The organism is Blastococcus sp. SYSU D01042, assembly GCF_054050515.1.
Genome location: NZ_JBJGZM010000002.1, coordinates 337,678 through 363,017 on the forward strand (window position 1 = coordinate 337,678; position 25,340 = coordinate 363,017).

At 74.8% G+C, this 25,340-nt stretch carries 26 protein-coding genes, 1 pseudogene and 1 riboswitch; of the genes and pseudogenes, 14 read left to right on the forward strand and 13 right to left on the reverse strand.

All coding sequences use genetic code 11. The annotated features are described in order from the left end of the window. From ACI79H_RS05840 to ACI79H_RS05850, 3 genes are read right to left on the reverse strand one after another with little or no spacing between them, the layout of a single operon-like run. Window positions 1-588, reverse strand: a complete 588-nt coding sequence (locus ACI79H_RS05840; RefSeq protein ID WP_456553432.1) for a TetR/AcrR family transcriptional regulator — start codon at window positions 586-588, stop codon at window positions 1-3. Between the two features lie 10 nt (window positions 589-598). Next, window positions 599-1,543: an alpha/beta fold hydrolase gene (locus ACI79H_RS05845; RefSeq protein ID WP_456553433.1), complete on the reverse strand. Its 945-nt coding sequence runs from the start codon at window positions 1,541-1,543 to the stop codon at window positions 599-601. Then, on the reverse strand, window positions 1,540-3,084 hold the full coding sequence (locus tag ACI79H_RS05850) for a flavin-containing monooxygenase (protein WP_456553434.1): 1,545 nt from the start codon (window positions 3,082-3,084) through the stop codon (window positions 1,540-1,542). The genes ACI79H_RS05845 and ACI79H_RS05850 overlap by 4 nt, the downstream gene beginning before the upstream one ends. Before the next feature lie 110 nt (window positions 3,085-3,194). Here ACI79H_RS05850 and ACI79H_RS05855 point away from each other — a divergent pair, with 110 nt between their 5' ends. Beyond that, window positions 3,195-4,097 (forward strand): SDR family oxidoreductase, encoded by a 903-nt coding sequence (locus tag ACI79H_RS05855; RefSeq protein ID WP_456553435.1) that lies wholly within the window; start codon window positions 3,195-3,197, stop codon window positions 4,095-4,097. Between the two features lie 52 nt (window positions 4,098-4,149). Here the strand turns inward: ACI79H_RS05855 and glpK are convergent, their stop codons facing one another. Beyond that, entirely contained in the window at window positions 4,150-5,619 is a 1,470-nt protein-coding gene (gene glpK / locus ACI79H_RS05860; RefSeq protein ID WP_456553436.1) for a glycerol kinase GlpK, read from the reverse strand. 57 nt (window positions 5,620-5,676) lie between these two features. Between glpK and ACI79H_RS05865 the strand changes: the two genes are divergently transcribed. The 9 genes from ACI79H_RS05865 to ACI79H_RS05905 all read left to right on the forward strand — a co-directional run bounded on the left by ACI79H_RS05865 (window position 5,677) and on the right by ACI79H_RS05905 (window position 12,361). Continuing rightward, window positions 5,677-6,123 carry a RidA family protein gene (locus tag ACI79H_RS05865; RefSeq protein ID WP_456553437.1) on the forward strand — a complete coding sequence of 149 codons (447 nt, stop codon included), beginning with the start codon at window positions 5,677-5,679 and terminating at the stop codon, window positions 6,121-6,123. Beyond that, window positions 6,120-6,614 (forward strand): polyadenylate-specific 3'-exoribonuclease AS, encoded by a 495-nt coding sequence (locus ACI79H_RS05870; RefSeq protein ID WP_456553438.1) that lies wholly within the window; start codon window positions 6,120-6,122, stop codon window positions 6,612-6,614. Before ACI79H_RS05865 ends, ACI79H_RS05870 begins: the two co-directional genes overlap by 4 nt. Window positions 6,615-6,826: 212 nt before the next feature. Then, window positions 6,827-7,150, forward strand: coding sequence for an STAS domain-containing protein (locus ACI79H_RS05875; RefSeq protein ID WP_456553439.1), 324 nt, complete (start codon window positions 6,827-6,829; stop codon window positions 7,148-7,150). 136 nt (window positions 7,151-7,286) lie between these two features. Next, window positions 7,287-7,580 carry a GlsB/YeaQ/YmgE family stress response membrane protein gene (locus ACI79H_RS05880; RefSeq protein WP_456553440.1) on the forward strand — a complete coding sequence of 98 codons (294 nt, stop codon included), beginning with the start codon at window positions 7,287-7,289 and terminating at the stop codon, window positions 7,578-7,580. Window positions 7,581-7,587: 7 nt separating this feature from the next. After that, on the forward strand, window positions 7,588-8,238 hold the full coding sequence (locus tag ACI79H_RS05885; protein ID WP_456553441.1) for a hypothetical protein: 651 nt from the start codon (window positions 7,588-7,590) through the stop codon (window positions 8,236-8,238). Window positions 8,239-8,294: 56 nt separating this feature from the next. Beyond that, window positions 8,295-8,879 carry a GNAT family N-acetyltransferase gene (locus tag ACI79H_RS05890; RefSeq protein ID WP_456553442.1) on the forward strand — a complete coding sequence of 195 codons (585 nt, stop codon included), beginning with the start codon at window positions 8,295-8,297 and terminating at the stop codon, window positions 8,877-8,879. Window positions 8,880-8,954: 75 nt separating this feature from the next. Next, on the forward strand, window positions 8,955-9,980 hold the full coding sequence (locus ACI79H_RS05895) for a 6-phosphofructokinase (RefSeq protein ID WP_456553443.1): 1,026 nt from the start codon (window positions 8,955-8,957) through the stop codon (window positions 9,978-9,980). A 37-nt stretch (window positions 9,981-10,017) separates the two neighbouring features. Continuing rightward, on the forward strand, window positions 10,018-11,355 hold the full coding sequence (locus tag ACI79H_RS05900; protein ID WP_456553444.1) for a class II 3-deoxy-7-phosphoheptulonate synthase: 1,338 nt from the start codon (window positions 10,018-10,020) through the stop codon (window positions 11,353-11,355). Next, the gene (locus ACI79H_RS05905; protein WP_456553445.1) at window positions 11,348-12,361 is read left to right on the forward strand and encodes a threonine aldolase family protein; all 1,014 of its coding nucleotides are present in this window, start codon (window positions 11,348-11,350) and stop codon (window positions 12,359-12,361) included. Before ACI79H_RS05900 ends, ACI79H_RS05905 begins: the two co-directional genes overlap by 8 nt. Window positions 12,362-12,425: 64 nt before the next feature. Here the strand turns inward: ACI79H_RS05905 and ACI79H_RS05910 are convergent, their stop codons facing one another. The 5 genes from ACI79H_RS05910 to ACI79H_RS05930 all read right to left on the reverse strand — a co-directional run bounded on the left by ACI79H_RS05910 (window position 12,426) and on the right by ACI79H_RS05930 (window position 19,099). Continuing rightward, the gene (locus tag ACI79H_RS05910; RefSeq protein WP_456553446.1) at window positions 12,426-13,160 is read right to left on the reverse strand and encodes an endonuclease domain-containing protein; all 735 of its coding nucleotides are present in this window, start codon (window positions 13,158-13,160) and stop codon (window positions 12,426-12,428) included. 251 nt (window positions 13,161-13,411) lie between these two features. Beyond that, window positions 13,412-14,305: a deoxyribonuclease IV gene (locus tag ACI79H_RS05915; RefSeq protein WP_456553447.1), complete on the reverse strand. Its 894-nt coding sequence runs from the start codon at window positions 14,303-14,305 to the stop codon at window positions 13,412-13,414. 4 nt (window positions 14,306-14,309) lie between these two features. Then, window positions 14,310-16,283, reverse strand: a complete 1,974-nt coding sequence (pknB, locus tag ACI79H_RS05920) for a Stk1 family PASTA domain-containing Ser/Thr kinase (protein WP_456553448.1) — start codon at window positions 16,281-16,283, stop codon at window positions 14,310-14,312. A gap of 97 nt (window positions 16,284-16,380) precedes the next feature. Next, window positions 16,381-17,847 (reverse strand): glycine hydroxymethyltransferase, encoded by a 1,467-nt coding sequence (locus ACI79H_RS05925; RefSeq protein WP_456553449.1) that lies wholly within the window; start codon window positions 17,845-17,847, stop codon window positions 16,381-16,383. A gap of 26 nt (window positions 17,848-17,873) precedes the next feature. Beyond that, window positions 17,874-17,958, reverse strand: a riboswitch (ZMP/ZTP riboswitch). Window positions 17,959-17,962: 4 nt separating this feature from the next. Then, on the reverse strand, window positions 17,963-19,099 hold the full coding sequence (locus ACI79H_RS05930) for an alpha-hydroxy acid oxidase (protein WP_456553450.1): 1,137 nt from the start codon (window positions 19,097-19,099) through the stop codon (window positions 17,963-17,965). Between the two features lie 13 nt (window positions 19,100-19,112). On the opposite strand from ACI79H_RS05930, the gene ACI79H_RS05935 reads away from it, so the two are divergent. From ACI79H_RS05935 to ACI79H_RS05945, 3 genes and pseudogenes are all read left to right on the forward strand, one after another. Continuing rightward, the gene (locus ACI79H_RS05935; protein WP_200491989.1) at window positions 19,113-19,436 is read left to right on the forward strand and encodes an Rv2175c family DNA-binding protein; all 324 of its coding nucleotides are present in this window, start codon (window positions 19,113-19,115) and stop codon (window positions 19,434-19,436) included. 43 nt (window positions 19,437-19,479) lie between these two features. Continuing rightward, window positions 19,480-19,824, forward strand: coding sequence for a lycopene cyclase domain-containing protein (locus ACI79H_RS05940; protein WP_456553451.1), 345 nt, complete (start codon window positions 19,480-19,482; stop codon window positions 19,822-19,824). Continuing rightward, window positions 19,821-20,030, forward strand: a pseudogene (locus tag ACI79H_RS05945) (lycopene cyclase domain-containing protein); the annotation flags it as partial. The gene ACI79H_RS05940 and the pseudogene ACI79H_RS05945, both read left to right, overlap by 4 nt. Here the strand turns inward: ACI79H_RS05945 and ACI79H_RS05950 are convergent. The 3 genes from ACI79H_RS05950 to ACI79H_RS05960 are packed head-to-tail and all read right to left on the reverse strand — an operon-like array spanning window position 20,027 to window position 23,599. Next, window positions 20,027-20,980, reverse strand: coding sequence for a phytoene/squalene synthase family protein (locus ACI79H_RS05950; protein ID WP_456553452.1), 954 nt, complete (start codon window positions 20,978-20,980; stop codon window positions 20,027-20,029). The pseudogene ACI79H_RS05945 and the gene ACI79H_RS05950 overlap by 4 nt on opposite strands. Further along, a complete protein-coding gene (crtI, locus tag ACI79H_RS05955; RefSeq protein ID WP_456553453.1) occupies window positions 20,977-22,467 on the reverse strand; it encodes a phytoene desaturase family protein in 1,491 nt (496 codons plus the stop codon). The genes ACI79H_RS05950 and crtI overlap by 4 nt, the downstream gene beginning before the upstream one ends. A gap of 1 nt (window position 22,468) precedes the next feature. Further along, entirely contained in the window at window positions 22,469-23,599 is a 1,131-nt protein-coding gene (locus ACI79H_RS05960) for a polyprenyl synthetase family protein (protein ID WP_456553454.1), read from the reverse strand. A gap of 180 nt (window positions 23,600-23,779) precedes the next feature. On the opposite strand from ACI79H_RS05960, the gene metF reads away from it, so the two are divergent. Then, window positions 23,780-24,691 (forward strand): methylenetetrahydrofolate reductase [NAD(P)H], encoded by a 912-nt coding sequence (metF, locus tag ACI79H_RS05965; protein ID WP_456553455.1) that lies wholly within the window; start codon window positions 23,780-23,782, stop codon window positions 24,689-24,691. On the opposite strand, the gene ACI79H_RS05970 is transcribed toward metF, so the two are convergent. Then, window positions 24,675-25,316 (reverse strand): hypothetical protein, encoded by a 642-nt coding sequence (locus tag ACI79H_RS05970; protein WP_456553456.1) that lies wholly within the window; start codon window positions 25,314-25,316, stop codon window positions 24,675-24,677. The two genes, metF and ACI79H_RS05970, sit on opposite strands and share 17 nt — an antisense overlap. Window positions 25,317-25,340: the final 24 nt, after the last annotated feature.

Sequence of the window (25,340 nt, forward strand, 5' to 3'; positions counted from 1 at the left end):
TCAGCGGGCGGTGAGCCGGTCCAGCGTCTCGCGCAGCAGGGAGAGCAGCTCGGGCCGGCCCAGGGTGGGCTCGTCGGCCCAGGAGCCGACGAGGTCCTCCGCGAAGGCGAACCACGCCCGGACCAGCTGCCGGCGCAGCGCGTCGTCGGGCAGGGCGAGGGTGGTCAGCGCGACCTCGACCAGCCGGTCGTGGGTCTCCTGGTAGACCTCGGCCACCCACGGGTCACCGCCGCCGGCGCCGCGCACGAACGCCAGGTGGCTCTCCCGGTAGGTCTCCACCCAGCCCACGTAGCGGTCGAGCATGCCGGTGATCTGCTCGTCGGCCGGGTCGCCGGGCGCGGGGAGCAGGTGGTCGAGCATGAACTCGGCCGCCGCCCGGGTCACCGCGGTGTAGTACTCCCGCTTGGTCGCGAAGTAGTGGAACAGCAGGCTTCGGCTGATCCCCGCCCGGCGGGCCACCTCGTCGATGGTCAGCTCCTGCACCGGCGTGGTGGGCAGCAGCTCCAGGCCGATCTGCACCAGCTGCGCCCGGCGGTCACCCGCCGAGCGCCGCAGCCGGGGCGGCCCGGGCGCCGGGGACGCCGTCACGGCGCGGGGCTCAGGCAGCGGCCCGGTCCGCGGTCGCGGCGGCCACCAGCCGCTCGACCGCGTCGGCGACCTGGCGCGGCCGTTCCTGGATCAGCATGTGCCCGGTGCGCTCGGCGACGTGCAGCTGCGCGTGCGGCAGCGCCTCGGCCAGCTGGGCGCTGTGCCGCCGGGGGGTGAGCTTGTCGGTGTCGCCGACGAGGATCTCGACCGGGACGCCGGCCAGCGCCGCGAGCTCGGTGCGCTTGTCGTGCGCGCCGAGCGCCGGGTAGAAGGCGGCGAAGGCGCGCACCGTGGAGGCGTGCATGATCTCGGCGCCGGCGACCACCATCTCGTCGGTCGCGTCGGCCCCGTAGAGCAGCTCGCGGACGATCTTCCGGTGCCGCGGGGAGGCCGGCGGGACCAGCTGCCGGACCCGCTCCAGCGCCCGCGCCCCGCCGATGGCGGCGGTGACCAGGCCCGGCGCGAGCTTGAGCTGCAGGCGCTCGCCCAGCGTCTCCCCGGCGGGTGCGAGGTCGCCGGCCGACGTCGACACGAGGGCGACGCCGCGGACCCGGGCCCCGAAGAGCTCGGGGCGGGCCGCGGCCAGGCACATGACGGTCATGCCGCCCATCGAGTGGCCGCCGAGGACGACGGGACCGGTCGGCGCCAGCCGGTCGAGCAGGTCGCCGAGGTCGGCCCCGAGCTGGTCGATGGAGAGCTGGGCGACGTCCCGGGCGTAGCGGCCCCAGGTCGAGCGGCCGTGGCCGCGCTGGTCGTAGCGGATCACCCGCAGCTCGCCGGCGGCCAGGCGTGGGGTGAGCAGTGCGGCGACGTCGTCCCACGAGGCCTGGGCGAGGGTCCAGCCGTGGGCCAGCACGAGGGTGACGGGGGCGTCGTCCGCGCCGTCGACCACGGCGTGGATGAGTGCGCCGTCGCCGGTGCGGACCGCGGCGACCCTGCGGAGGACCGTGATCACGCCGCCACCTCCGGGGTGGTCGCCGGCGCGGCGGCCGGGGTGCCGATGTAGTTCTCGCGGTCGAGCTTCCGGGTCAGCCGGCGGAACCGGAAGGTGAAGTCGGGCCAGAGCGTCGTGTTGTGGCCGTGCTGGTCGAGGTACCAGCTCGCGCAGCCGCCGCCCAGCCACACGGTGCCCGCCGACTTCTCGGCGATCAGCGCGCGGTAGGCCTCCTGCGCCTCGCGGGTGGTCTCCAGGACCTCCAGCCCCTCGGCGTCCATGGTGCGCAGCGCGTCGTCGACGTAGGCCACCTGCGACTCGATCATGTAGACCATCGACGTGTGGCCGACGCCCACGTTCGGGCCGACCAGCAGGAACAGGTTCGGGAAGCCCGCGACGGTGGCGCTGCGGTTGCTCACCATGCCGTCGGCCCACACCTCGGCCAGGCTGCGGCCGTCGCGGCCGCGGATCCGCTCCGCGATGGGCAGGTCGGTCACGTGGAAGCCGGTGGCCAGCACGATCGTGTCGGTGGGCCGCTCGACGCCGTCCCGGGTGACGATCGAGTGCGGCCGCACCTCCGCGATCCCGGCGGTGACCAGTTCGGCGTTCGGTGCGGAGACCGCGGGGAAGTAGTCGTTGCTGATCAGGATCCGCTTGCAGCCGATCGTGTAGTCCGGCGTGAGCGCCTCGCGCAGCTTCGGGTCGCGGACCTGGTGCTCGAGGTGCTTCTTCGCCAGCTTGCCCACGGGCTCGAGGAAGCGCCGGTTCTTGGCCATGCCGATGACGAGGAACTCGCGGAAGGCGTACAGCCCGCCCCGGACCGCCTTCTGGAAGCCGGGCACCGAGCGGTACAGCCGGCGCATCCAGGGCTTGACCGGGTGGTCGGTGCGCGGCACGACCCAGGCGGGGGTGCGCTGGTAGACCGCGAGGCTCTCGACGACCGGCTGGATCGCGGGCACGACCTGGATGGCCGAGGCGCCGGTGCCGATGACCGCGACCCTCTCGCCGGCCAGGTCGTGGTCGGCGTCCCAGCGGGCGGAGTGCATGACCGTGCCGGCGAAGGAGTCCAGGCCGGCGATGTCGGGGTAGGTCGGGTCGGCCAGCGCGCCGGCCGCGGAGACCAGGATGCGGGCGCGGAAGTCGCCGGCGGTGGTGGACACCAGCCAGCGCCGCGCGGCGTCGTCCCACCGCGCCGCGGTGACCTCGGCGCCGAAGACGCAGTGCCGGCGGACGTCGAAGTCCGCCGCCACCCGCTGCAGGTAGGCCTGGATCTCGGGTTGCTCGGAGTAGGAGCGGCCCCAGTCCGGGTTCAGCGCGAAGGAGAACGAGTAGAGGTTGGACTGCACGTCGCAGGCCGCGCCCGGGTAGGTGTTGTCCCGCCACGTACCGCCGACGTCGTGGGCGCGCTCCAGGACCACGAGGTCGGTCTCGCCGCGCCGCCGCAGCGCGATCGCCATGCACAGGCCGGCGAAGCCGGACCCGATGATCGCCACGCCGACGTCGCGCACGGTGCCCGAGGGCGGTGCGTCGGAGACGGGCTGGGTCTGGATCGTGCTGGTCACCGATCGGCTCCTCGGGGCTGGTCGCGTGCGGACTCCGGCTTGCTGAGCAACGCTCAACAAGCTACAACGGCCTCTGAGCAGGCTCAATCCGAGAACTCGAGGAGCTCCCCATGGCGCGTCGTCCCCGTACCTCCCTCGCCGGCCGGTCGGTCCTCGTCACCGGGGCGGCACGCGGCATCGGTGCCGCGCTCGCCCGCAAGGCGGCCGCGAGGGGCGCCCGGGTGTCCCTCGTCGGGCTCGAGCCGGACGAGCTGGCCCGCGTGGCGGACGAGCTGGGGCCCGAGCACCTGTGGGTGGAGGCCGACGTCACCGATCCCGAGGCGCTGAAGGAAGCCGTCCAGCGCACGGTCGACACCTTCGGGGGCCTGGACGTCGTCGTCGCGAACGCCGGCATCGCCCCGCTGACCACGGTGATGACGTCGTCGGCGCACGCGCTGGCCCGCACGATCGAGGTCAACCTGATCGGCGCCATGCTCACCGTGCACGCGGCGCTGCCGTTCATCGCCGAGCGGCGCGGGCACGTGCAGATCGTGGCCTCGGCGGCGTCGTTCACCGTGCTCCCGGGGATGAGCGCGTACTGCGCGTCGAAGGCCGGCGTCGAGCGCTTCGGCGACGCGCTGCGGCTGGAGGTCGCGCACCGCGGGGTGACGGTGGCCAGCGCGCACCCCAGCTGGATCGACACGGACCTGGTGCGCGACACCGAGGCGGCGCTGCCCACCTTCGCCGAGACCCGCAAGGACCTCCCCGGGCCGCTCGGCAGCTACATCTCGGTCGAGGAGTGCGCCGAGGCGCTGGTCGACAACCTGGAGACCCGCGGCCGCCGGGTCTACGTCCCGCGCACCCTCGGTGTGGTCTCCGCGCTGCGCCAGCTGGTCACCGGCGTGCTCGCGGAGAAGGCGGTGCTCAAGGTGTCGAAGGAGCGGGTGCCCCAGCTCGAGCGGGACATCGCTGCGCTCCAGGGCCGCGAGTTCGGCGCGAACTCCGTCGGCGACCGCTCCACCGGCGCCGCCTGAAAGCCTGCTTCTCCGCGGAAAGGCGGACTGCTTCTCCGCGGAGAAGCAGGGCTCAGGAGGTCCACCTCCCGGCGCGGCGGACGGCGTCCTTCCAGCGGTCGTGCCGGCCGTCGTCGCGGCGGCCGGCCTCGGGGTCGAACCGGCGGTCCAGCGCCCAGGTGCTCGCCAGCTCGTCGGTCGAGCTCCAGACGCCGGTGCCCAACCCGGCCAGGAAGGCTGCGCCCAGCGCGGTGGTCTCGGTGACCACCGGCCGCCGCACCGGGACGCCGAGCTGGTCGGCCTGCAGCTGCATCAGGAGGTCGTTCGCGCTGGCACCGCCGTCGGCCGAGAGCTCCGGCACCGACAGGCCCGCCTCGTCGACCATCACGTCGACCACGTCGCGCACCTCGAAGGCGAGCGCCTCGAGCGTGGCCCGGGCGATGTGCGCGCGGGTGGTGCCGCGGGTGAGGCCGAGGATCGCCCCGCGGGCGTGCGGGTCCCAGTGCGGGGCGCCCATGCCGGTCAGCGCCGGCACGAACACCACGTCGCCGGAGTCGGGCACGGTGCGGGCCAGCCCCTCGATCTCGGCGGCGGAGTCGATCAGCCCCAGGCCGTCGCGGAGCCACTGCACCGCCGCCCCGGTCACGAAGATGGCACCCTCCAGCGCGTAGATCAGCCCGTCGCCGAGGTCCCAGGCGACCGTCGTCAGCAGGCCGGCGTCGGAGCGCACCGGCGTCGACCCGGTGTTGGTGAGCACGAACGAGCCGGTGCCGTAGGTGCACTTGCTCGTCCCCGGCTCGAAGCAGGCCTGTCCGAACAGGGCGGCCTGCTGGTCACCGGCCATGCCCGCGATGGGCAGCGACAGGCCGAGGAAGGCGTCGGGATCGGTGGTGCCGACGACGCCGGAGTTGGGCACCAGCTCCGGCAGCGCCGACCGGGGGACGTCGAAGAGGTCGCACAGCTCGTCGGACCACGCCCCCTTCTCCAGGTCGAACAACAGCGTGCGGCTGGCGTTGCTCGGATCGGTGACGTGGACGGCGCCGCCGGTCAGCCGGGCGATCAGGTAGGAGTCGACGGTCCCGAGCGCCAGCGCGCCGTCCCGCACGCCGGACCACAGGCCCGGCTCGTGCTCGGCGAGCCAGGCGAACTTGGTGCCGGTGAAGTAGGGGTCCAGCCGCAGGCCGGTCAGCCGGGAGACCCGCTCCTCGTCGTCCCGCAGCCGGTCGCAGACGCCGGTGGTGCGCCGGTCCTGCCAGACGATCGCCGGGCGGGGGGAGTGCAGCGTGCGCCGGTCCCAGACGACGGCGGTCTCCCGCTGGTCGGTGATGCCGATGCAGGTGGGCTGGTCGTCGACGCCGGCCAGCGCCTCGCGGCAGGCGGCCACCGTCGCCGTCCAGATGTCGTCGGGCTCGTGCTCCACCCAGCCGGGGCGGGGGAACAGCTGCGCGAACTCGCGGTAGCCGCGGGACCGGACGTCGCCGTCCTCACCCACGACCAGCGCCGTCACCCCGGTGGTACCTGCGTCGATGGCCAGAACCGGCATGCCCGCGAACCTAGCGCTCCGGGCGACACCGGCGCCGGGGGAGGAGATCATCACCCGGTGACCACTGGGATCGAGCTCGTCCGCCCGGCTGCGCTGAGCGGCTCCGCCCCGTACGCCTACGCCGCCGTGACCGATCCGGGGCGGATGGTCTTCACCGCCGGCGCCTGCCCGCTGGACGCCGACGGCGCGACGGTGGCGGTCGGTGACGTCGCGGGTCAGGCACGGCAGGTCGTCGCCAACCTGGCGACGGCGCTCGAGGCCGCCGGCGCGGGACTCGGCGACGTCCTCAAGACGACGGTCTACGTGGCGACGACCGACCGTGCGGACCTGCTGGCCGCGTGGCAGGTGGTCCACGACGCCTTCGGCGCGCACGAGGCGCCCAGCACGCTGGTGGGCGTGACGGTGCTCGGCTACCCGGACCAGCTGGTCGAGGTGGAGGCCGTCGCCGTGCGCGACAGCTGGCAGGAGCCCGGCCCGCCGCACGACGAGACGGTGACCGCGTGACCGTGCGGCGCTTCTTCTACGACACCGAGTTCATCGAGGACGGCACCACCATCGACCTCGTCTCCATCGGCGTCGTCGACGAGACCGGCCGGGAGTTCTACGCCGTCAGCACCGAGTTCGACGAGCGCCGGGCCATCCCGTGGGTGCGCCGCAACGTCCTCGACCAGCTGCCGCCGCCCGCCGACAAGGCGTGGCGCAGCCGCGAGCGGATCCGCGAGGACCTGCTCTCCTTCCTCACCGGGCCCGGTGAGGAGATCGAGCTGTGGGCCTGGTTCGCCGCCTACGACCACGTCGCGCTGGCCCAGCTGTGGGGCGCGATGCCGGCCCTGCCGCGGCCGATCCCGCGGTTCACCCGCGAGCTGCGGCAGCGCTGGGACGACCGCGGCCGGCCGCCGCTGCCGCCCAAGCCGGAGGGGACGCACGACGCGCTGGTGGACGCCCGCTACAACCTGGCGCGCTGGCAGGCGATGGAGGGCGGCGTCGGCCGCTGAGGGCTGCCGGAACCAGGAAGCCGGCCGGCTGCGCTCGCGTCCGGGCGGGACCCTGCCACCGGCCTGTGCGCGCCCCTAGCGTCGGAGACATGACGCGAACCTGCCGTCCGCTCCACCGATCGCGGCCCCGGTCCTCCGGATCGCCGGACCCGGGAAGCCACGCCGTGCCGACAGCGCCTGCGCCGGTCTGCTCCCGGGGTCCGGAGCTGACGGTGGAGATCCGCCACGAGGGCAGGCGCCCGGTCGTCGCGGTCTCCGGCGAGCTGGACCTCGCCGGTCGGGACCTGCTCGAGGCGCTGGTCGCACACGTGCGCGACGCCCACCCCGGACCGGTGGCGGTGGACCTCGGGCAGGTGTCCTTCGCCGACACCCACGGCCTCGAGCCGGCGCTCCGCCGAGACGTGGTGGTCGTGGCGGCCTCGACGCCCGTGGTCCGTCTCCTGCGGCACCTCGAGGTACCGCTCGGCCCGACCCGGCAGCCGTGCCCCGTGGCTGGTCGAGGGGCACGCCGACCACGGTCCACCGGGCCCCGCTGAACCGACGGGCTCGACCCGGTTGCCGGGTCCCGGCAGCACCGGAGCGGCCACCGCTGCCCGGTCGCGCCCGGCTGCGGGGCACCGGCGCGGACACGGTCCTCGTGCTGCGCATCCATCGATCACCACGGAGGTCCTCGTGCTCTCACTGCTCTGGCTGCTCGTCGTCGGCCTGATCGCCGGCTTCCTGGCGCGTGCCCTGGTCCCGGGAAGGGACTCCATGAGCCTCGGGGCCACGCTGCTGCTCGGCGTGAGCGGCTCGGTGGTGGGCGGTCTGATCCTGGGGCTGCTCTTCGGCGGCTTCCGCGACCGGGGCTTCAGCCCGGCCGGGATCATCGGCTCGGTGATCGGCGCCGTCATCGTCCTGGTCGTCTACAACCGCGTGTCCGGACGGCGCTCGGTGGACGGTCCCGCACGCCGCGGCGCGCGGTGAGCGAGCCGTGATCGTCCAGCCGCCGCCCGAGGACCTGCCGCGCGTGCCCGGTCCTGCGGCGCCGGCCGACCGCGCCCCGTCGCTGCACGCCGGCTGGCGTGTCCTCGTGCGGACCGGTGCCGTCCTCGTCCTCGGGCTGTCCTGCGGCATCGCGCTGCTGGGCGCCCTCGTGACCCACTGGACGGGGATGCTGGTCTTCGCGCCGCTGCTGGGCGCTGCGGCCGCCGCCGTCGTCGCCCTGGTCGGCCCGTCGTCCCGGCCGGCCCTGGTGCACGCGGCGGTGGCGGGCACCGTGCTGGTGCCCTTCGCCAACGGGCTGGTGCTGCTCGGCAGCGCCGGCGGGGCGCTCCTCCTGGCTCTGCTGACCGTGGGACCCCTGCTCCTCCTCGGCTGGTCCGCGGCCGAGGACACCCCGGTCGGACGCACGACCCTGCCGGAGCTGCTGCAGCTGCTGCCGACAGCGGAACTGATCGAGGAGTGGCGGGCGACGGAGGAGCTGCACCGCGACCCGGCGCAGCGGAGCACGGCGTCCGTCGTCCGGGCGGCCCTCCTCGACGAGCTGTCCCGGCGGGACCCCGACGGGGTGGCCGCGTGGCTGGCCGGCGGCGACCCGGTGCCGGACCGGTACATCCGGACCGACCGAGACCTCGCCGGGTGACACCGGGCCCGCCGGGGACCTGGCGCGTCGGGAGTTCCTCCGGGACCCTGCACGGCGTGGCAGACATCAGCGCCGTCCGGGCGCGCACGATCCTGGCCCGTGCCTTCGCCGACGACCCGCTCATGGTCTGGTTCTTCCCGGACGAGGACGTGCGGCCGCACGCCTGCGCCGCGCTCTTCGGGCTCTTCGCCGAGCACTACCTCGCCGACGGCCGGGTCGACGTGCTCTCCCGCCCGGACCCGGTGGGCGTCGCGATGTGGCAGTGGCCCTCGCCGGAGGGCGTCGAGGACACCGGGCCCGAGGAGCTGCCCTCGGTGGGCGGGCTGATGACGGCGCTGCTGGGGCTGGAGCGCGCGATGGAGGTGGGCGCGGCGATGGGCTCGCTGACCGAGCTCCGCCCGCAGGAGCCGCACGCCTACCTGCACCTGCTCGGCGTCGACCCGTCCGCGGCCCGCCAGGGAGGCGGGGGAGAGATCCTGCGGCGCGGGCTGGCCGCCGCCCGCGACGCCGGGCTGGTCGCCTGCCTGGACACGATGAACCCGGTCAACCTCCCCTTCTACGAGGCGCACGGATTCACGGTCCGCCACGAGGTGCAGCTGGGGTCCGACGGGCCGACGTCCTGGGCGATGGCGACCGGCTGAGCCGACAGCGCGATCGCGGGCCCCACCTGCGGCAAGATGACCGGCGACACCCCCCGCTCCCTCCCGGAGGTACGCATGCGCATCGGCATCCTGACCGGCGGCGGGGACTGCCCCGGGCTCAACGCGGTCATCCGGGCGGTGGTGCGCAAGGGCATCGGCGAGCACGGCGACGAGGTCGTCGGGTTCCGCGACGGCTGGCGCGGCGCGATCGAGGGCGACACCGTGCCGCTGGACCTGGCCGCGGTCCGCGGCATCCTGCCGCGCGGTGGCACCGTGCTGGGCACCTCCCGCACCAACCCCTACGCCCTCGACGGCGGGGCAGACCGCGTGCTGGCCACCCTCGACCGGCTGGGCATCGACGCCCTCATCCCGATCGGCGGCGAGGACACCCTCGGCGTCGCCACGCGGCTGGCGGAGGCGGGCGTCGCCGTCGTCGGCGTGCCGAAGACCATCGACAACGACCTCGACGCCACCGACTACACGTTCGGCTTCGACACCGCCGTCGGCGTGGCGATGGAGGCGATCGACCGGCTGCACACCACCGGCGACAGCCACCACCGCACGCTGGTGGTGGAGGTGATGGGGCGGCACGCCGGCTGGATCGCGCTGCACGCGGGCATGGCCGGCGGCGCGAACGTCGTCCTCATCCCGGAGAAGCCCTTCGACGTGGACGCGGTGGCCGCGCACTGCCGGCACCGCTTCGAGTCCGGCTTCTCGCCGATCGTCGTCGTCTCCGAGGGCGCGGCGCCCGCGGGCGGGGAGCTGCAGCTGGCGACGGGGGAGAAGGACGCCTTCGGGCACGTCCGCCTCGGCGGCATCGGGCCCGCGCTCGCCTCGGCGATCGAGGAGCGGACCGGCCGCGAGGCCCGCGCGGTGGTGCTCGGGCACGTCCAGCGCGGCGGTACGCCCTCGCCCTTCGACCGCGTGCTGGCCACCCGGTTCGGGCTGGCCGCGATCGACGCCGTGCACGACGGGCAGTCGGGGGTGATGGTGGCGCTGCGCGGGACCGACATCGTGCGGGTCCGGCTCAGCGAGGCCACCGCGCAGCTCAAGCTCGTGCCGCCGGAGCGCTACGCCGAGGCCGAGGTCTTCTTCGGCTAGACGCAGGGCGCCGGGGAGCGCGCCGTACCCTCGGACCGTGACTCTCACCGATCCTGCCGAGCTGGTACCCGGTCTGGACCGGTGGCGGGAGCTGCCCGCCGCCCAGCAGCCGGCGTGGCCCGACCGCGGGGCGCTCGACGCCGTCCTCGGCACGCTGTCGACCGTCCCGCCGATCGTGGCCCCCAGCGAGGTCGACGCGCTGCGCGCGCAGCTGGCCGACGTGGCCCAGGGCAAGGCGTTCCTGCTCCAGGGCGGCGACTGCGCCGAGACCTTCGACCTCAACACCGAGCCGCACCTGCAGGCGACCACCCGGACGCTGCTGCAGATGGCCGTCGTCCTCACCTACGGGGCCAGCGTCCCGGTGGTGAAGGTGGGCCGGGTCGCCGGGCAGTACGCCAAGCCGCGCTCGTCGGACACCGACGCCCTCGGCCTGCCCTCCTACCGCGGCGACATGGTCAACGACCTCGAGCCGGTGCTGGAGAAGCGCATCCCCGACCCGTACCGGCTGGTGCGGGCGTACGCGAACTCGGCCGCGGCGATGAACATGATCCGCGCCTACGCCAAGGGCGGGCTGGCCGACCTGCACGCCGTGCACAGCTGGAACCAGGACTTCGTCGCGAACTCCCCGGCCGGCGTGCGGTACGAGGTCATCGCCCGCGAGATCGACCGGGCGCTGGCGTTCATGCAGGCGTGCGGCGTCGACTCCGAGGCGCTGCGGGCCGTGGAGCTCTACAACTCGCACGAGGCGCTGATCCTGGACTACGAGCGCGCGCTGCTGCGCATGCACGAGGGCCGTCCCTACGCGCTCTCCGCCCACTTCGTGTGGGTGGGGGAGCGCACCCGGCAGATGGACGGCGCGCACATCGAGTTCGTGTCGAGGCTGGCCAACCCGATCGGCGTCAAGATCGGCCCGACGACGACGCCGGAGCAGGCCACCGAGCTCGTCGAGCGGCTCGACCCCGACGGCATCCCGGGCAGGCTGACGCTGATCAGCCGGATGGGCAACGGCAAGATCCGCGACGTCCTGCCGGCCATCGTGGAGAAGGTCACCGCCAGCGGGCACCAGGTCGTCTGGCAGTGCGACCCGATGCACGGCAACACCCACGAGTCGCCCAGCGGCTACAAGACCCGCCACTTCGACCGCGTCGTCGACGAGGTGCTCGGGTTCTTCGACGTCCACCGCGGCCTGGGCACCTGGCCCGGCGGCATCCACGTCGAGCTCACCGGCGAGGACGTCACCGAGTGCCTGGGCGGCGCGATGGAGATCAGCGACGAGGACCTCAACAGCCGGTACGAGACCGCCTGCGACCCGCGGCTGAACACCGGTCAGTCGCTGGAGCTGGCGTTCCTCGTGGCCGAGATGCTGCGTGGCTGACGCCCCGGTCGATCTCCGCTCGGACACCGTCACCCGGCCGACGGCCGGCATGCGCGAGGCCATGGCCGGGGCCGAGGTCGGGGACGACGTCTACGCCGAGGACCCGACCGTCCGGGAGCTCGAGGAGCGGACGGCGGCGCTGTTCGGGCACGAGGCCGCGCTCTTCGTGCCCTCGGGGACGATGGGCAACCAGATCGGGATGCGGCTGGTCTGCGACCCCGGCCAGGAGGTGCTCTGCGACGCCGACGCGCACGTGGTCACCTACGAGATGGGCGCCGCCGCGGCGATCTTCGGCATCTCGACGCGCACCGTCGTCTCCGACCGCGGGCTGCTGGACGCCGAGGCGCTGATCGCGCAGGTGCGCCCGAAGGGCGACTGGCACCTGACCGCCACGGCCGCGGTCGCGGTGGAGAACACGCACAACCGGGGGTTCGGCCGCGTGCAGCCGCTCGCCGAGCTGCAGCGGCTGTGGGACTGGTCGCGGCAGGCCGACGTCGCCGTGCACCTCGACGGCGCCCGCATCTGGAACGCGCACGCCGCCTCCGGCGTCGAGCTCGCCACCTACGGGCGGCTGGCCGACACCGCGTCGGTCTGCTTCTCCAAGGGACTCGGGGCGCCGGTCGGCTCGGTCCTGGTCGCCTCGGCGGAGCGGATCGCAACCGCGCGGCTCTGGCGCAAGCGCCTCGGCGGCGGCATGCGGCAGGTCGGCACCCTGGCCGCCGCGTGCCTGTACGCCCTGGACCACCACCTGCCGCGGCTGGGCGAGGACCACGAGCACGCGCGGCTGCTGGCCGAGCGGCTCGGCGTCGACCCGGCGTCGGTGGAGACGAACATGGTCGTGCTCGACGGCGTCGACGCACCGGTGGTGGCCGAGGCGGCCAAGGCGCGGGGCGTGCTCGTGTCGCAGGTGAGCCCCACCCGCGTCCGGCTGGTCACGCACCTCGACGTCGACGAGGCCGCCGTCGAGCGCGCCGCCGCCGTCCTCACGGAGCTGCTCGCCCGCTGAGCGTGATCAGCACGCACCGGTGGTGGTCAGATGGACGGCGCGAGCAGCCATGAGTGCGTGCTGATCACGCAGCGAGCGCCGACGCGATCCGGGCGAGGACTGCTCCGGGGTCCCGCATGTCCGCGGCCGTGACGAAGAGGACCCGCCACCCGGCGGCCAGCAGGCGGTTCAGCCGAGCGCGGTCCCTGCCGAGCTGCGACGGCTCCCCGTGCCAGGCGCCGTCGTACTCGACGGCCAGTTTCTGCTCCGGGAAGGCGAAGTCGACTCGTGCCACGAAGCGCCGGTCGTGGCGGATCTCGAGCTGGGCGACGGGCGTCGGCAGGGAGCTCCGGTGGATCAGCAGCCGCAGCCGGGTCTCCGGCGGCGACTGGGCGAGGCCGTCGGCGAGCGCCGCCACCTGGCGGGCCTGGGCGCTCCCTCGGCTGCGGGGGAGCGCCACGGCGGCGCGGCGGACGTCGCCGAGGAAGGCCACCCGGTGGTGCACGAGACGGTCGAGGAGCACGACGGCATCGTCCACGTGGCCGCGGCGGATCAGGTCGAGCGCCGTCCGGGTCCGGCCGGTGTACTGCAGCCGGCCATCGGTGACCACGTCGTCGGACGACCCCGCCTGGCGCACCAGGACTCCGGGCCCGGGGTTCCAGCGCACCCCGGGCGGGAGGACCAGCTCGACGGGGTCGTCCGGGCCGGCGAAGGGGCCGCGCATACTCCACCACGACGCCGCTGTCAGGCCGGCGAGGACGGCTTCCGGCGGCGCCACGAGCGCGACGGCCCGCGCCATGAGGTCGTGCGTCAGTGGCACGTGGGCGCCGCAGTAGACGTCCTGGCGGAGCCGCCGCCAGCGCGGTCCGCGCAGTCGTGCGCGGGTCAGTAGGCCGTCGCGAAGGGCATCGCTGCCCCGGAACACGTCGTCCTGGGGGAGTGCCACGGTCGGACAGGATCGCGGACCTGGCCCGAGCACCGCGGCGTCGTCCACAGGCATGATCACCGCTCGTCGGTGGCTGCCCGATCGGTGCCGACGGCAGCCCTCAGTGCGCGGTGATCACGGGGACCTCACGGGGCGGTCGGCTCCGGGATCAGCGAGTTGAGCAGCTTGATGTCGGCGGCGTGACCGCCGCACGGGTCGCCGTCGCGCAGGGACGGCGTCTCGACGACGACGGGGACGCCTGCGACCGAGGGGTGCGCCAGCAGCTCGGCGAACGGGGCGACGCCGAGCGAGCCCTCGCCGATGGTGGTGTGCCGGTCGCGCTTGGAGCCGCACGCGTCGAGCGAGTCGTTGGCGTGCACCAGGCCCAGCCGGCCCGGGCCGACGGTCGCCTCCAGCAGGTCCAGGGTCGCGGTCGTGCCGCCCGGCGTCACCAGGTCGTGCCCCGCCGCCCAGATGTGGCAGGTGTCGAAGCAGACCCCGAGCAGCGGGTGGTCCTCGAGCGCGGCGAAGTACGGGCCGAGGTCCTCGACGGTCGCCGCCAGCGCCTTGCCGCCGCCCGCCGTCGGCTCGATCAGCAGGCGCGGTCCGGCCGGGTCGGCCGCCTCGAGCACCGGCAGCAGCCGCTCGTGCAGCTGCCGCAGCGCCTCGGCGTAGCGGTCCTCGCCCACGGAGGAGCCGGCGTGCACGACCACGCCCTCGCAGCCCAGCTGCGCGCCCCGGGCCAGGTTGTGCGCGACGGCGGCGATCGACTGGTCGACGGTGGCCTCGGTGGGCGAGCCGACGTTCACCAGGAACGGCGTGTGGATGAACGAGGGCACGTCGCGCTCGGCGCACCCGGCGGTGAACAGCGCGTCCTGCCGCGGGTCGCCCGGCGTCAGCTTCCAGCCCCGGGGGTTGCCGACGAAGACCTGGACGGCGGCGGCGCCGACGGCGTCGGTGTAGGGCAGGCCGCCCTTGGCCAGCCCGCCCTTGATCTGGATGTGCGCGCCGACGGGCGGCACGCGACGGGAGGTGCGCAACGGTCTACCCGAACGTGAGGAGGATGGTGATCTCGGTGCCCTGCTCGACCTCTTCGCCGGGGCTCAGGCTCTGCCGGAAGACGCGGTTGCCGAAGAAGCGGGTCGACTCCACCTCCAGCCCGGCCGCCTGCAGCCTGGCCGTCGCCTCGGCCTCGTCCAGGCCGACGACGTCGGGCACGGTGACCAGCGGGACGCCGACCGAGACCGACAGGGTGACCGTGCTCCCGTAGGGGGCCAGCTCGCCGGCGACCGGGCTGCTCGACATGACCTCACCCTCGTCGACGTCGGCGCTGCGACCGTCCGGCCCGCGGGCGACCTCGAAGCCCAGCGCCTCGAGGTTGGCCACGGCCTGCTCGAGGGTCTGGCCGGTCACGTCCTGGACGACGACCGGTGCGGGACCCTTGCTGACGGCCATGGTGACGACCTGGTCGCGGGTCAGCTGCGTCCCCGGGGCGGGGTCGAAGCCCGCCACCAGGCCGGGGGCGAGCTCGTCGTCGAAGACGTCGGTGCGGGTGACCTGCACCGGCACGGTCTCCTGCAGCTCGGCCTCGACCTGGTCGGCCGGCCGGCCGACCAGCTCCGGGGCGATGACGAAGCGCTCGGGGCCCTTGGAGACGACGACCTCGACGTCGGTGCCCCGGATCGCCTCGCGACCGGCCACCGGCGAGGTGGAGATGACGGTGCCGGCGGCGGCGGTCTCGCTGAACTCCTCGACGACCGGGTCGGGGTCCAGGCCCGCCTCCTGCAGCAGGTCGACGGCCGCCTCGCGCGACTTGCCGACCAGCGCCGGGACGTCGGTCCAGCGCCCGCTGCCCAGCCACCAGCCGATCGCGCCGATGGTGACCGCCAGCAGCAGCACGAGGGCGACGGCGAGCCGGGCCCGCCGGCGGCGGATGTGCTGGGGAACCCCTGGGCGGACGCGGTCCACACCGGGCCGCCGGCCACCCACGTCGGTGGTCGGGCCGGCGCCCATGCCCGGCATCGCGCTGGTGCGGGCGCTGCGCTGCGCGCCCATGACGGCCGTGCCCGGGTTGCTCGGGTGGCGCGGCCGCGTGGGCCGGTTGGTCGGTCGCAGCGTGCCGGGGCCGGCGGTGCTGCGCCCGGTCGGCACCGGCACCGGCTCGATGCCGAGGTCGCGGCGGACGTCGGACAGCTCGGCCAGGAACGCGCCGGCGTCGATGGGCCGCCCGGCCGGGTCGCGGCGGGTGCCGCGGCCGACCAGCTCGTCCACCTGCCACGGCAGGCCGGGCACCTCGCTCGACGGCGCGGGGACGTCGTTGTGCACGTGCTGGTAGGCGACCGCGAGCGGGGTGTCGCCGCCGTAGGGCGGGTGCCCGGTCAGCATCTCGTAGAGCACGATGCCGGCGGCGTAGATGTCGCTGCGGGCGTCGGCGCGACCGCGCTCGAGCTGCTCGGGGGAGAGGTAGGCGACGGTGCCGATGAGGACACCGCCGGTCTGGCTGGTCTGCCCGGTGCCGACGACGGCGCGGGCCAGCCCGAAGTCGGCCACCTTGACCACGCCGTCGACGCCGATGAGGACGTTCTCCGGCTTGATGTCCCGGTGCACGATGCCGGCCCGGTGCGCGGCGGTCAGCCCCGACAGCACCGGCTCGAGGACGGCGAAGGCCTCGGCCACGGTGAGCCGGCCCCGGGCGGTGAGCAGGTCGCGCAGCGTGCGGCCGCGCACCAGCTCCATGACCAGGAACACCAGGCCCTGGTCGCTGCCCTGGTCGCTGACGCCCACCACGTTGGGGTGGCTGAGCATCGCTGCTGCCCGCGCCTCGCGGGTGAACCGGTCGACGAAGGTCGGGTCGTGGGCCAGGTGCTCGGCCATGACCTTGACCGCCACCGTCTTGTGCAGGCGGAGGTCGGTGGCCGAGTAGACCGTCGACATGCCGCCGCGCGCCACCCGCTCCTCGAGGCGGTAGCGCCCTTCGAGGACGAGGCCGACCACGGGGTCGGTCACGGCGGTGTCCACACGGTCGAGTGTAGGAGCGCGGAGGGCCCCCGGAGCCCCACACGCGGGAGCGGGGCCGGTGGGATGGGTTCTCCTGTCACACCGGCCCCACCTGCGGTCAGGCCAGGTCGAGGCCCGGGTAGAGCGGGTGGGCGGCGAGCAGCTCCGCGGTGGCCGCGCGGGTCCGGTCGGCCAGGCCGTCGGTGAGCACGTACTTGGCCTTGGAGGTGCCGCCGTCCCGGGTCGCGGTCGGCGTCGCGCCGGTCAGGACGTCGACGATGAGCTCTGCCGTCCGGTCGAACTCGGCGGCCCCGAACCCGCGCGTGGTGAGCGCGGGGGTGCCCAGCCGCACGCCGGAGGTGTACCAGGCGCCGTTCGGGTCGGCCGGGATGGCGTTGCGGTTGGTCACGATGCCGGCGTCGAGCAGCGCGGACTCCGCCTGCCGGCCGGTGAGGCCGAACGCGGTGACGTCGAGCAGCACCAGGTGGTTGTCGGTGCCGCCGGTGACCAGACGGGCACCCCGCTGCGCCAGACCCTCGGCCAGGCTCTGCGCGTTGTCGGCGACGGCCTGCGCGTAGCCGGCGAACTCGGGCCGGCGGGCCTCGGCGAACGCGACGGCCTTGGCCGCCATCACGTGCGGCAGCGGGCCGCCGAGCACCATCGGGCAGCCGCGGTCGACGGACTCGGCGAACTCGGCCTGGGCCAGCACGAACCCGCCGCGCGGTCCGCGCAGCGACTTGTGGCTGGTGCTGGTGACGACGTGGGCGTGCGGCACCGGGTCGAAGTCGCCGGTGAGCACCTTGCCGGCGACCAGCCCGGCGAAGTGCGCCATGTCGACGACGAAGGTGGCGCCCACCTCGTCGGCGATCTCGCGCATCGTCGCGAAGTTCACCCGCCGCGGGTAGGCGGAGTAGCCGGCCATCATGATCAGCGGCTTGAACTCGCGGGCCCGGGCGCGGACGGCGTCGTAGTCGAGCAGCTCGGTGGCCGGGTCGGTGCCGTAGGAGGACTGCTCGAACATCTTGCCGCTGATGTTCGGGCGGAAGCCGTGGGTGAGGTGGCCGCCGGCGTCCAGGGACATGCCGAGCATGCGCTGGTCGCCGAGCGCGCGGCGCAGCGTGGCCCAGTCGGCGTCGGTGAGGTCGTTGACGTGCTTGACCCCGGCCTCCTGCAGCGCCGGCAGCTCGACGCGCTGGGCGAGCACGGCCCAGAAGGCCACCAGGTTGGCGTCGATGCCGGAGTGCGGCTGGACGTAGGCGTAGGGGGCGCCGAACAGCTCCCGGGCGTGCTCGGCGGCCAGCGCCTCGACGGTGTCCACGTTCTGGCAGCCGGCGTAGAAGCGGTGCCCGACGGTGCCCTCGGCGTACTTGTCGCTGAACCAGTTGCCCATGGTCAGCAGCACGGCGGGGCTGGCGTAGTTCTCGCTGGCGATCAGCTTCAGCGACTCGCGCTGGTCGGTGAGCTCCTGGCCGATCGCGGCGGCGACGCGGGGCTCGACGGCGCCGATCACCTGCAGGGCGCTGCGGTAGGCCTGCGAGGCCGTGGCGGCGTCGAAGGACGTAGGGGTGGCGGGCGCGGTGGTCACGGGGTCTCCTGGCGGCGTCGTCGGACAGAGGGCGCCCAGGCGCGCGGCAGGGACGTGCAGGGCCGCTCCCCGGTGGTTGCCCACCTCTTCGCGCCAGTCACGGCCCGGGTCGAGGTTATCGCGCGACGACGACGGTGTCGCGGGGCACCGACCGGACGTCGTCCACCCCGCACAGCGCCATGGTGTGCGCCAGCTCCTCCCCGAGTCCGGCCAGCACGCGGGTCACGCCGTCGGCCCCGCCGGTCGCCAGCCCCCAGATCGTGGGCCGGCCCACGAAGACCGCCCGGGCGCCCAGCGCCAGCGCGGTGAGCACGTCGGAGCCGGACCGGACGCCGCCGTCGGCGTAGACCTCCACCTCGTCGCCGACGGCGTCCACCACCTCGGGGAGGGCGTGGGCGGCGGCCACGGCCGGGTCGACCTGCCGCCCGCCGTGCGTGGACACCCACACCGCGGCGGCCCCGGCCTGCACGCAGCGCACGGCGTCGTCGGCGCGCAGCACGCCCTTGACCACCACCGGCAAGCCGGAGAGCGCGCCGAAGCGGGCGATGTCGTCGAAGGTCCACGTCGCCGTCGCCAGGTCCTGCAGCCCGGGCCGGTCGCCGTCCGCGGGGTGGTTGGCCATCCGCAGGTCGGCCGGCAGCGCGAAGTCGTGGGCCAGGTCGCGGCGCCGGCGGCCGAGCAGGGGGAGGTCGACGGTGAGCACGAGCGCGGCGTAGCCGGCGTCGCCGGCGCGGCGGGCCAGGTCGTCGGTGTGCCGGTGCGAGTGCAGCCGGTAGAGCTGGAACCACCGCGGGGAGCCCGGGATCTCGGCGGCCACCTCCTCCAGCGTCCGGGTGGCGCTGGTCGACACGGTCATGAGCGACCCCGCCGCCGCCGCGCCCCGGGCGGTGGCGAGCTCGCCGTCGGGGTGCGCCATCCCCTGGTAGGCCCACGGCGCGACGCCGATCGGGGAGCCGACCGGGCTGCCCAGCAGCTCGGTCCCCAGCGGTACCGACGTGGTGCCGGTGAGCACCCGCGGGCGCAGCCGCCAGGTGCGCCACGACCCGGGCGCCTCCCGCAGCGTGGTCTCGGACTCGGCACCCCCGGCGTAGTAGTCGAAGACGTCGGCGGGCAGCTGCGCGCGGGCGCGGTCCTCCAGCGCGGGCAGGTCGAGGAACGGCGGGTCGTCGACCCGGTCCGCGGGGGTCCCGTCGCCGGCGGCTCGCCGTCGCTGACCCGGCACCGGGCTGTCGGCCGGTCGTGGGGGCGCCATAGGCTCGCACCCTATGGACACGCTCACGCCCGCGGAGGTCGCCCAGCTCCTGGGCACGTCGCCGAACCGGGTCCGGCAGCTGCTGCGCGACCGCAAGCTGATGGCCGTACCCGGCAGCGGCAACGGGAAGATCCCGGCCGCCTTCGTCCAGGACGGCGTCATCCTCAAGCACCTGCCCGGGCTGCTGACCGTCCTCAAGGACGGCGGCTTCACCGACGAGCAGGCCTTCGAGTGGCTGTTCCGCGAGGACGACACGCTGCCCGGCACGCCGGTGCAGGCCCTGCGCGACGACCGGCACACCGAGGTCACCCGCCGGGCGCAGGCCCTGGCGTTCTGAGCCCGCTGCATCCGCGGCCGGCGCCGGCGGGGAAGGGGAGGCCGTGGAGCAGCTGACCTACCTCGGCCTGCTGGTCGGCTGCCTCGTCGTCACCGCGCCCCTGGAGCTGGTGCTGCGCGTGCGCGTCTACGCACGCTGGCGGCGGTTCCTGCTGGCGATCGTGCCGGAGCTCTCGGTCTTCCTCGCGTGGGTGCTCTACGCGATCGCGCAGGGCCACTGGGACTACTCGTCCACCCGCACCCTCGACGTCCGGCTGCCCGGCGGCATCCCGGTCGAGGAGGTGCTGTTCTTCCTCGTCGTCCCGCTGTGCTCGGTGCTCGCGCTGGAGGCGGTGCGCCGCGTGACCGGCTGGGACGCCGGCTACCCCGCGGAGGAGGCCGACGCATGAGCTACAGCGTCCTGGCGGTCACCGCGGTCGTCGCCGTCCTCGTCGTGGACCTGGCCGTCTACCGGACCCGGATGGTGACGCGGAAGGCGTACTGGACCGCCTACGCGATCATCGTGTCCTTCCAGCTGCTGATGAACGGCGTGCTCACGGGCCTGGACGTCGTGGTCTACGACGAGCGGACGATCTGGGGGCCGCGGATCGCCTACGCGCCGGTCGAGGACCTGCTCTTCGGCTGGGCCATGGTGACCCTCACCCTCGCCAGCTGGGCGGCGGTCAACCGGCGGGCGAACACCGCCAGGCGGCGCGGCTTGGACACCGAGACCCGCCCGTCGAGCACGCGGTAGTCCGCCCGCTCGATCTCGCGGAGGATGCCGCCGTACAGGTCGGTGGCCGCCCGCACGCAGTCGCGGGACTCCGGCGCCAGCAGCGGGGTGCCGGGTGCGGCGTCGTCGTACCGGCGGCGGGTGATCGCCACCATCTCCCGCATGAGCGCGGTGAAGCCGGGGGTGTGCCGGCGCTCGGCCAGCTGCTCGCGGGTCACCCTGTGGGAAGCCATGAGGTCCGCGGGCAGGTAGACCCGGCCGCGGTCGACGTCCTCGGCGACGTCGCGCAGGAAGTTGGTGAGCTGGAAGGCCTCGCCCAGCGCGATCGCGTGCGGCGCGGCCTCCTCGCGGGTCACGCCCGGCGCCGTGCCGAGGACCGGCAGCACCTGCAGTCCGATCACCGACGCCGAGCCCCACATGTAACGGTCCAGCGCCGCCAGGTCGGCGTAGGAGTCGACGTCGAGGTCGCTGGTCATCGCGGCGAGGAAGTCCACCAGGTGCTCGACCGGGATCTCGAAGCGGCGGTAGGTGTGCACGAGCGCGAGCCGGACGGGGTCGTCGGACCAGCCGGTGGCCAGCTCGTCGAGCACCGCGCGGGACCACGCGGTGAGGTCGCCCGCCGGGTCCGCGCCGGGCAGGTCGACCAGGTCGTCGGCCGTGCGCGCGGCGGCGTACAGCGCGTGCACGGCGGGCCGGCGGTCAGCGGTGAGCAGCCGGGTCGCCAGGTGGTAGCTCTTGCCGTGCTCCGCGGCGACGGCGGCGCAGTGCGCGTAGGCCGCGGCGAGCTGCTGCTGGCGCGCGGCCTGCGTGCCGGGGGCGTGCACGAGGCTCATGCCGCCCGCCCGGTGATCCGCTCGGCCGCCAGCCGGCCGCTGATCAGCACCATGGGGACGCCGACGCCCGGCTGCACCGACGAGCCGGCGAGCACCACGTTCTCCGGGCCGCTCCGGGGCAGCGTGCTCGGCCGGAACGGACCGGTCTGCCCGAAGGTGTGCGCCAGGGCGAACGGTGTGCCCGCGGCCATGCCCTGCTCGGCCCAGGTCAGCGGTGTGTCCATGTGCTCCACCTCGATCGCGTCGGCGATGCCGGTCCAGCCGCGCGCCTCCAGGGTGGCCAGCAGCTCCTCGCGGTAGCGCGGGCCGAGGGCAGCCCAGTCCAGGGAGGGGTTGCCGCCGCTGCGCGGGTCCAGGTTGGGGGTGGGCGCCACGACGCTGACCACCTGCCCGCCCTCCGGGGCCAGCGTGCGGTCGGTGACCGACGGCATGCTGATCAGCAGGCTCGGGTCGGTCATCGGCCGGCCGTCGCGGGTGAGCTCGTCGAACACCCCGCGCCAGGACTCCCCGAAGCTGATCGTGTGGTGCGCCTGACCGGGCAGCTCGGCGCGCACGCCCACGTGCAGGGCGACGCACGAGGGCGACCACACCGGCCGCCTGGGCGCCCGGACGCCGGGCACCAGCCGCCACGGCGCGTCGGTGGTGACGACGACGGCGTCGGCGGGCAGCACCTCGCCGTCGGCCAGCCGCACCCCGTCGACCCGCCGCCCGGAGGTCACCAGCTCGGCCACGGTCGCGCCGTAGCGGATCGCCACCCCGGCGTCGGCGGCCGCGCCGGCCAGCGCGCGGGGAACCGCGCCGATGCCGCCCTCGGGGTGCCACACGCCCGCGCCGATGTCGAGCTGGGCGATCACCGCGTAGGCGGCGATGGCGCGGAACGGGGAGACCCCGGCGTAGAGCGCCTGGAAGCTGAACAGCCGCCGCAGCCGGTCGTCGGCGAAGTACTTCCCGACGTGCGAGGACAGCCGGCCGAAGCCGCCGCGGCGGGCGAGCCGGACCAGCTCCGGCCCGAGCAGGTCCACCGGGGAGTCCAGGTTGCGGTCGATGAAGGTCCGCAGCTGCAGCCGGTAGAGCTCGGCGAGGTCGGCCAGGTACCGGCGCAGGGCGTCGGCCTCGGCGGGCCCGCAGAGCCGGGCCACCTCGTCGGCGAACGCGTCGGGGGCGGAGTGCACGTCGAGGGAGCTGCCGTCTGCGAACTGGGCGCGGTAGCTGGTCTCCAGCGGCGTGAGGGTCAGCCGGTCGGTGAGCCCCTCGCCGACGGCGGCGAGGGTGTCGGCGAGCACCTCGGGGGCGGTGAACACCGAGGGGCCGGTATCCAGGGCGAAGCCGCCGGACTCCACCCGCCCGGCCCGGCCGCCGGGACCCGCCCCCCGCTCGACGACGGTGACCTCGCGGCCGGCGCCGCGCAGCCGCAACGCCGTCGCGAGGCCCGCGAGGCCGGCGCCGACCACGACGACGCGGTCGGTGCGTCCGGGAACCGTCCGCACGTCAGGCGGCGCGGGTGGTCGCGGCGACGGCGAGCGCGTCGAGGGCGGCCTTGGCGTCGTCGGCCAGCGGCGCGTCCGCGATGGCCGTGCGCGCCCGGGCCGTGCGCTCGGCGATGCGCTGCTCGACCCGGTCGCGGGCACCGGTGCGCACGATCAGGTCGCGCAGCGCCTCGAAGTCCTCCTCGCGGGCGGCGGCGTTGCCGAGCAGGTCGGCCAGCAGCCGGCGGCCGTCCGCGCCGGCGGCCTCCTCGGCCAGGGCGATGAGCAGCGTCTGCTTGCCCTCGCGCAGGTCGTCGTCGGCGGACTTGCCGGTCACCGCCGGGTCGCCGAAGACGCCCAGGACGTCGTCGCGGAGCTGGAACGCCTCGCCCAGGGGCAGGCCGATGGCGGTGGTCGCCTCGACCACGCGCGGCCCGGCGCCGGCGATGGCCACGCCCAGCTGGAGGGGGCGCTGGACGGTGTAGCCGGCGCTCTTGTAACGGGCCACGGTGAGCGCGCCCTCGGGCCCGGGCAGGCCGCCTGCGGCGCGGAGCAGGTCGAGGTACTGCCCGGCGGTGACCTCGGTCCGCATGGTGTCCCAGACGGCGCGGGCACGGCTCAGCGCGCTCTCGGAGATGCCGGAGCAGCGCAGCAGCTCGTCGGACCAGACCAGCGCGAGGTCGCCGACCAGGATCGCCGCGCCGGTGCCGAACAGGGCGCCGTCGCCGTTGAGGGCGTCGGCGGCGTGCCGGCTGGCGAAGCCGACGTGGGTGGCCGGGCGGCCGCGGCGGGTGACCGCGCCGTCCATCACGTCGTCGTGGACCAGGGCGCTGGCGTGCACGAACTCCAGGGCCGACACCGCGCGCAGCACGGCCGCCTCGTCCTCGCCGCCGCCGGGACCGGTGTCGCGGGCACCGCGCCAGCCCCAGTAGGCGAACGAGGGCCGCAGCCGCTTGCCGCCGGCGGCGAGCGCGGCCACCTCGTCGACGAGCGGGACCAGGCCGGCGTCCATGCCGGCGAGCGTGGTGCGCTGGCGCTCGAGGAACTCGGAGAGCGACGCGGAGACCGCCGCGTTGAGCCGGTCGAGCTCGGCGGCGGCCGGTGACGGCACCGGCGGCGCGGCGGCCGGCCGCTGCGGGATCCCGAGTGTCACCGGGTCAGTATCGCCCCACGGTGATCGTCGGGTCGGGTCGGCGAGGGGTGGGAGGGTGCTGCCGTTCATGGAGGTCCGCCTTCCCTGGTCGTCCGCGGTCTCGTCCTCTTCGTCGCCAGGGGCGGTCCCGGATGCGGTCGGTCCGGAGTTTTGCGACCGGCGTCCGTACCCTCGTGCAGCGTGACCCAGACCGTGCGTGAGCTCCTCGCCTCGGAGCGGCCCACCTGGTCCTTCGAGTTCTTCCCGCCGAAGACGCCGGAGGCCGAGCCCCAGCTGTGGACGGCGCTGCGCGAACTCGAGCGCCTGCGGCCCTCGTTCGTGTCGGTGACCTACGGCGCCGGCGGCTCGACCCGCGAGGGCACGGTGTCGGTCACCGAGCGGATCGCCACCGAGACGACCATGACGCCGATGGCGCACCTGACCGCGGTGGACCACAGCATCGCCGAGCTGCGGCACGTGGTCAGCCGGCTGGCCGCCGCCGGGGTGCGCAACATCATCGCGCTGCGGGGGGACCCGCCGGGCGCGGACCCGCAGGCCGAGTGGGTGGCCCACCCCGAGGGGCTGTCCTACGCCGCCGAGCTGGTCGAGCTGATCAAGTCGATGGGCGAGTTCTCCGTCGGCGTCGCGGCCTTCCCCGAGCGGCACCCGCGCTCGCCGGACTTCGACTCCGACGTCGACATGTTCGTGGCCAAGTGCCGGGCCGGCGCGGACTTCGCGATCACCCAGATGTTCTTCCGGGCCGAGGACTACCTCCGGATGCGCGACCGCGTCACCGACCGGGGCTGCGACGTCCCGATCATCGCCGGCGTCATGCCGGTGACCAACGCCAAGCAGATCAAGCGCATCGTGCAGCTGTCCGGTCAGGCGTTCCCGGCCGACCTCGCCGAGCGCTTCGAGGCCCTCGACGGCGACCGGCCGGAGGACAAGGCGGCGGTGCGGGCCTACGGCGTCGAGGTGGCGACCGAGCTGTGCCGCACCCTGCTGGACGAGGGCGTGCCCGGCATCCACTTCATCACCATGAACCGGTCGACGGCGACGCGGGACGTCTACACCAACCTGGTCGGCACGCCGTCGGTCACGCCGGCGGGCTGACCCGGCCGTCGAGGACCGCGGCAGCCTTGGCGGCCGCCCTGCGCAGGCCCTCCCGCTCGGCGGAGTAGCCGCCCAGCACGCCGACGACCGGGATGTTCGACAGCGCGCGGTGGCGCAGCTTGCCCTTCGGGCGGGCGTCGAGCGCGTCGTCGATGCGGCTGAGCAGGCGGGCGACCCGCCACACGGTGCGCACCGGGCCGAGCACGCCCTTGCGGTCCTCGGCGTCGCCGAACGCCTCCCCGCGGTAGGTGCCCCGGCTCTTCACCAGGAGCGGCTCGACGTCCGCGGGGGACAGGTCGCGGGCCAGCAGGACCCGGGAGAGCAGGGACACCCGCTCGGCGGGCGCGGTGACGTCGTGCTCGCCGGCGACGCCGAGGACGACGAGCGACTGCACGGCGGTGCCCACGGTGTTCTGCAGCGGCAGCAGGTCGGCGACCTTGCCGGCGAAGCGAGGGGCGGCCGAGACGGTGGCCGCGATCCGGGACACGCGGTCGGCCCACCACCGGTCGCGCTGCGCCTGCGGCAGCTCGGGCGGGCGACCCAGCCGTTCGGCGAGCGGGGTGGCCAGCCGGTCGACCCGGCGGAGGACGTCGACGACGACGGCGTCGCTGATCTGGGCAGCCATGTCCCGTGCGGTGCCCCGAACCGG

Excerpts from the sequence above, each read along its gene's own strand:
- ACI79H_RS05970 (WP_456553456.1), bottom strand. The coding sequence starts at position 25,316 with ATGGCTGCCCAGATCAGCGACGCCGTCGTCGTCGACGTCCTCCGCCGG.
- ACI79H_RS05930 (WP_456553450.1), bottom strand. The coding sequence starts at position 19,099 with ATGGCGCCCCCACGACCGGCCGACAGCCCGGTGCCGGGTCAGCGACGG.
- ACI79H_RS05950 (WP_456553452.1), bottom strand. The coding sequence starts at position 20,980 with ATGAGCCTCGTGCACGCCCCCGGCACGCAGGCCGCGCGCCAGCAGCAG.
- ACI79H_RS05855 (WP_456553435.1), top strand. The coding sequence starts at position 3,195 with ATGGCGCGTCGTCCCCGTACCTCCCTCGCCGGCCGGTCGGTCCTCGTC.
- glpK (WP_456553436.1), bottom strand. The coding sequence starts at position 5,619 with ATGCCGGTTCTGGCCATCGACGCAGGTACCACCGGGGTGACGGCGCTG.
- ACI79H_RS05935 (WP_200491989.1), top strand. The coding sequence starts at position 19,113 with ATGGACACGCTCACGCCCGCGGAGGTCGCCCAGCTCCTGGGCACGTCG.
- ACI79H_RS05895 (WP_456553443.1), top strand. The coding sequence starts at position 8,955 with ATGCGCATCGGCATCCTGACCGGCGGCGGGGACTGCCCCGGGCTCAAC.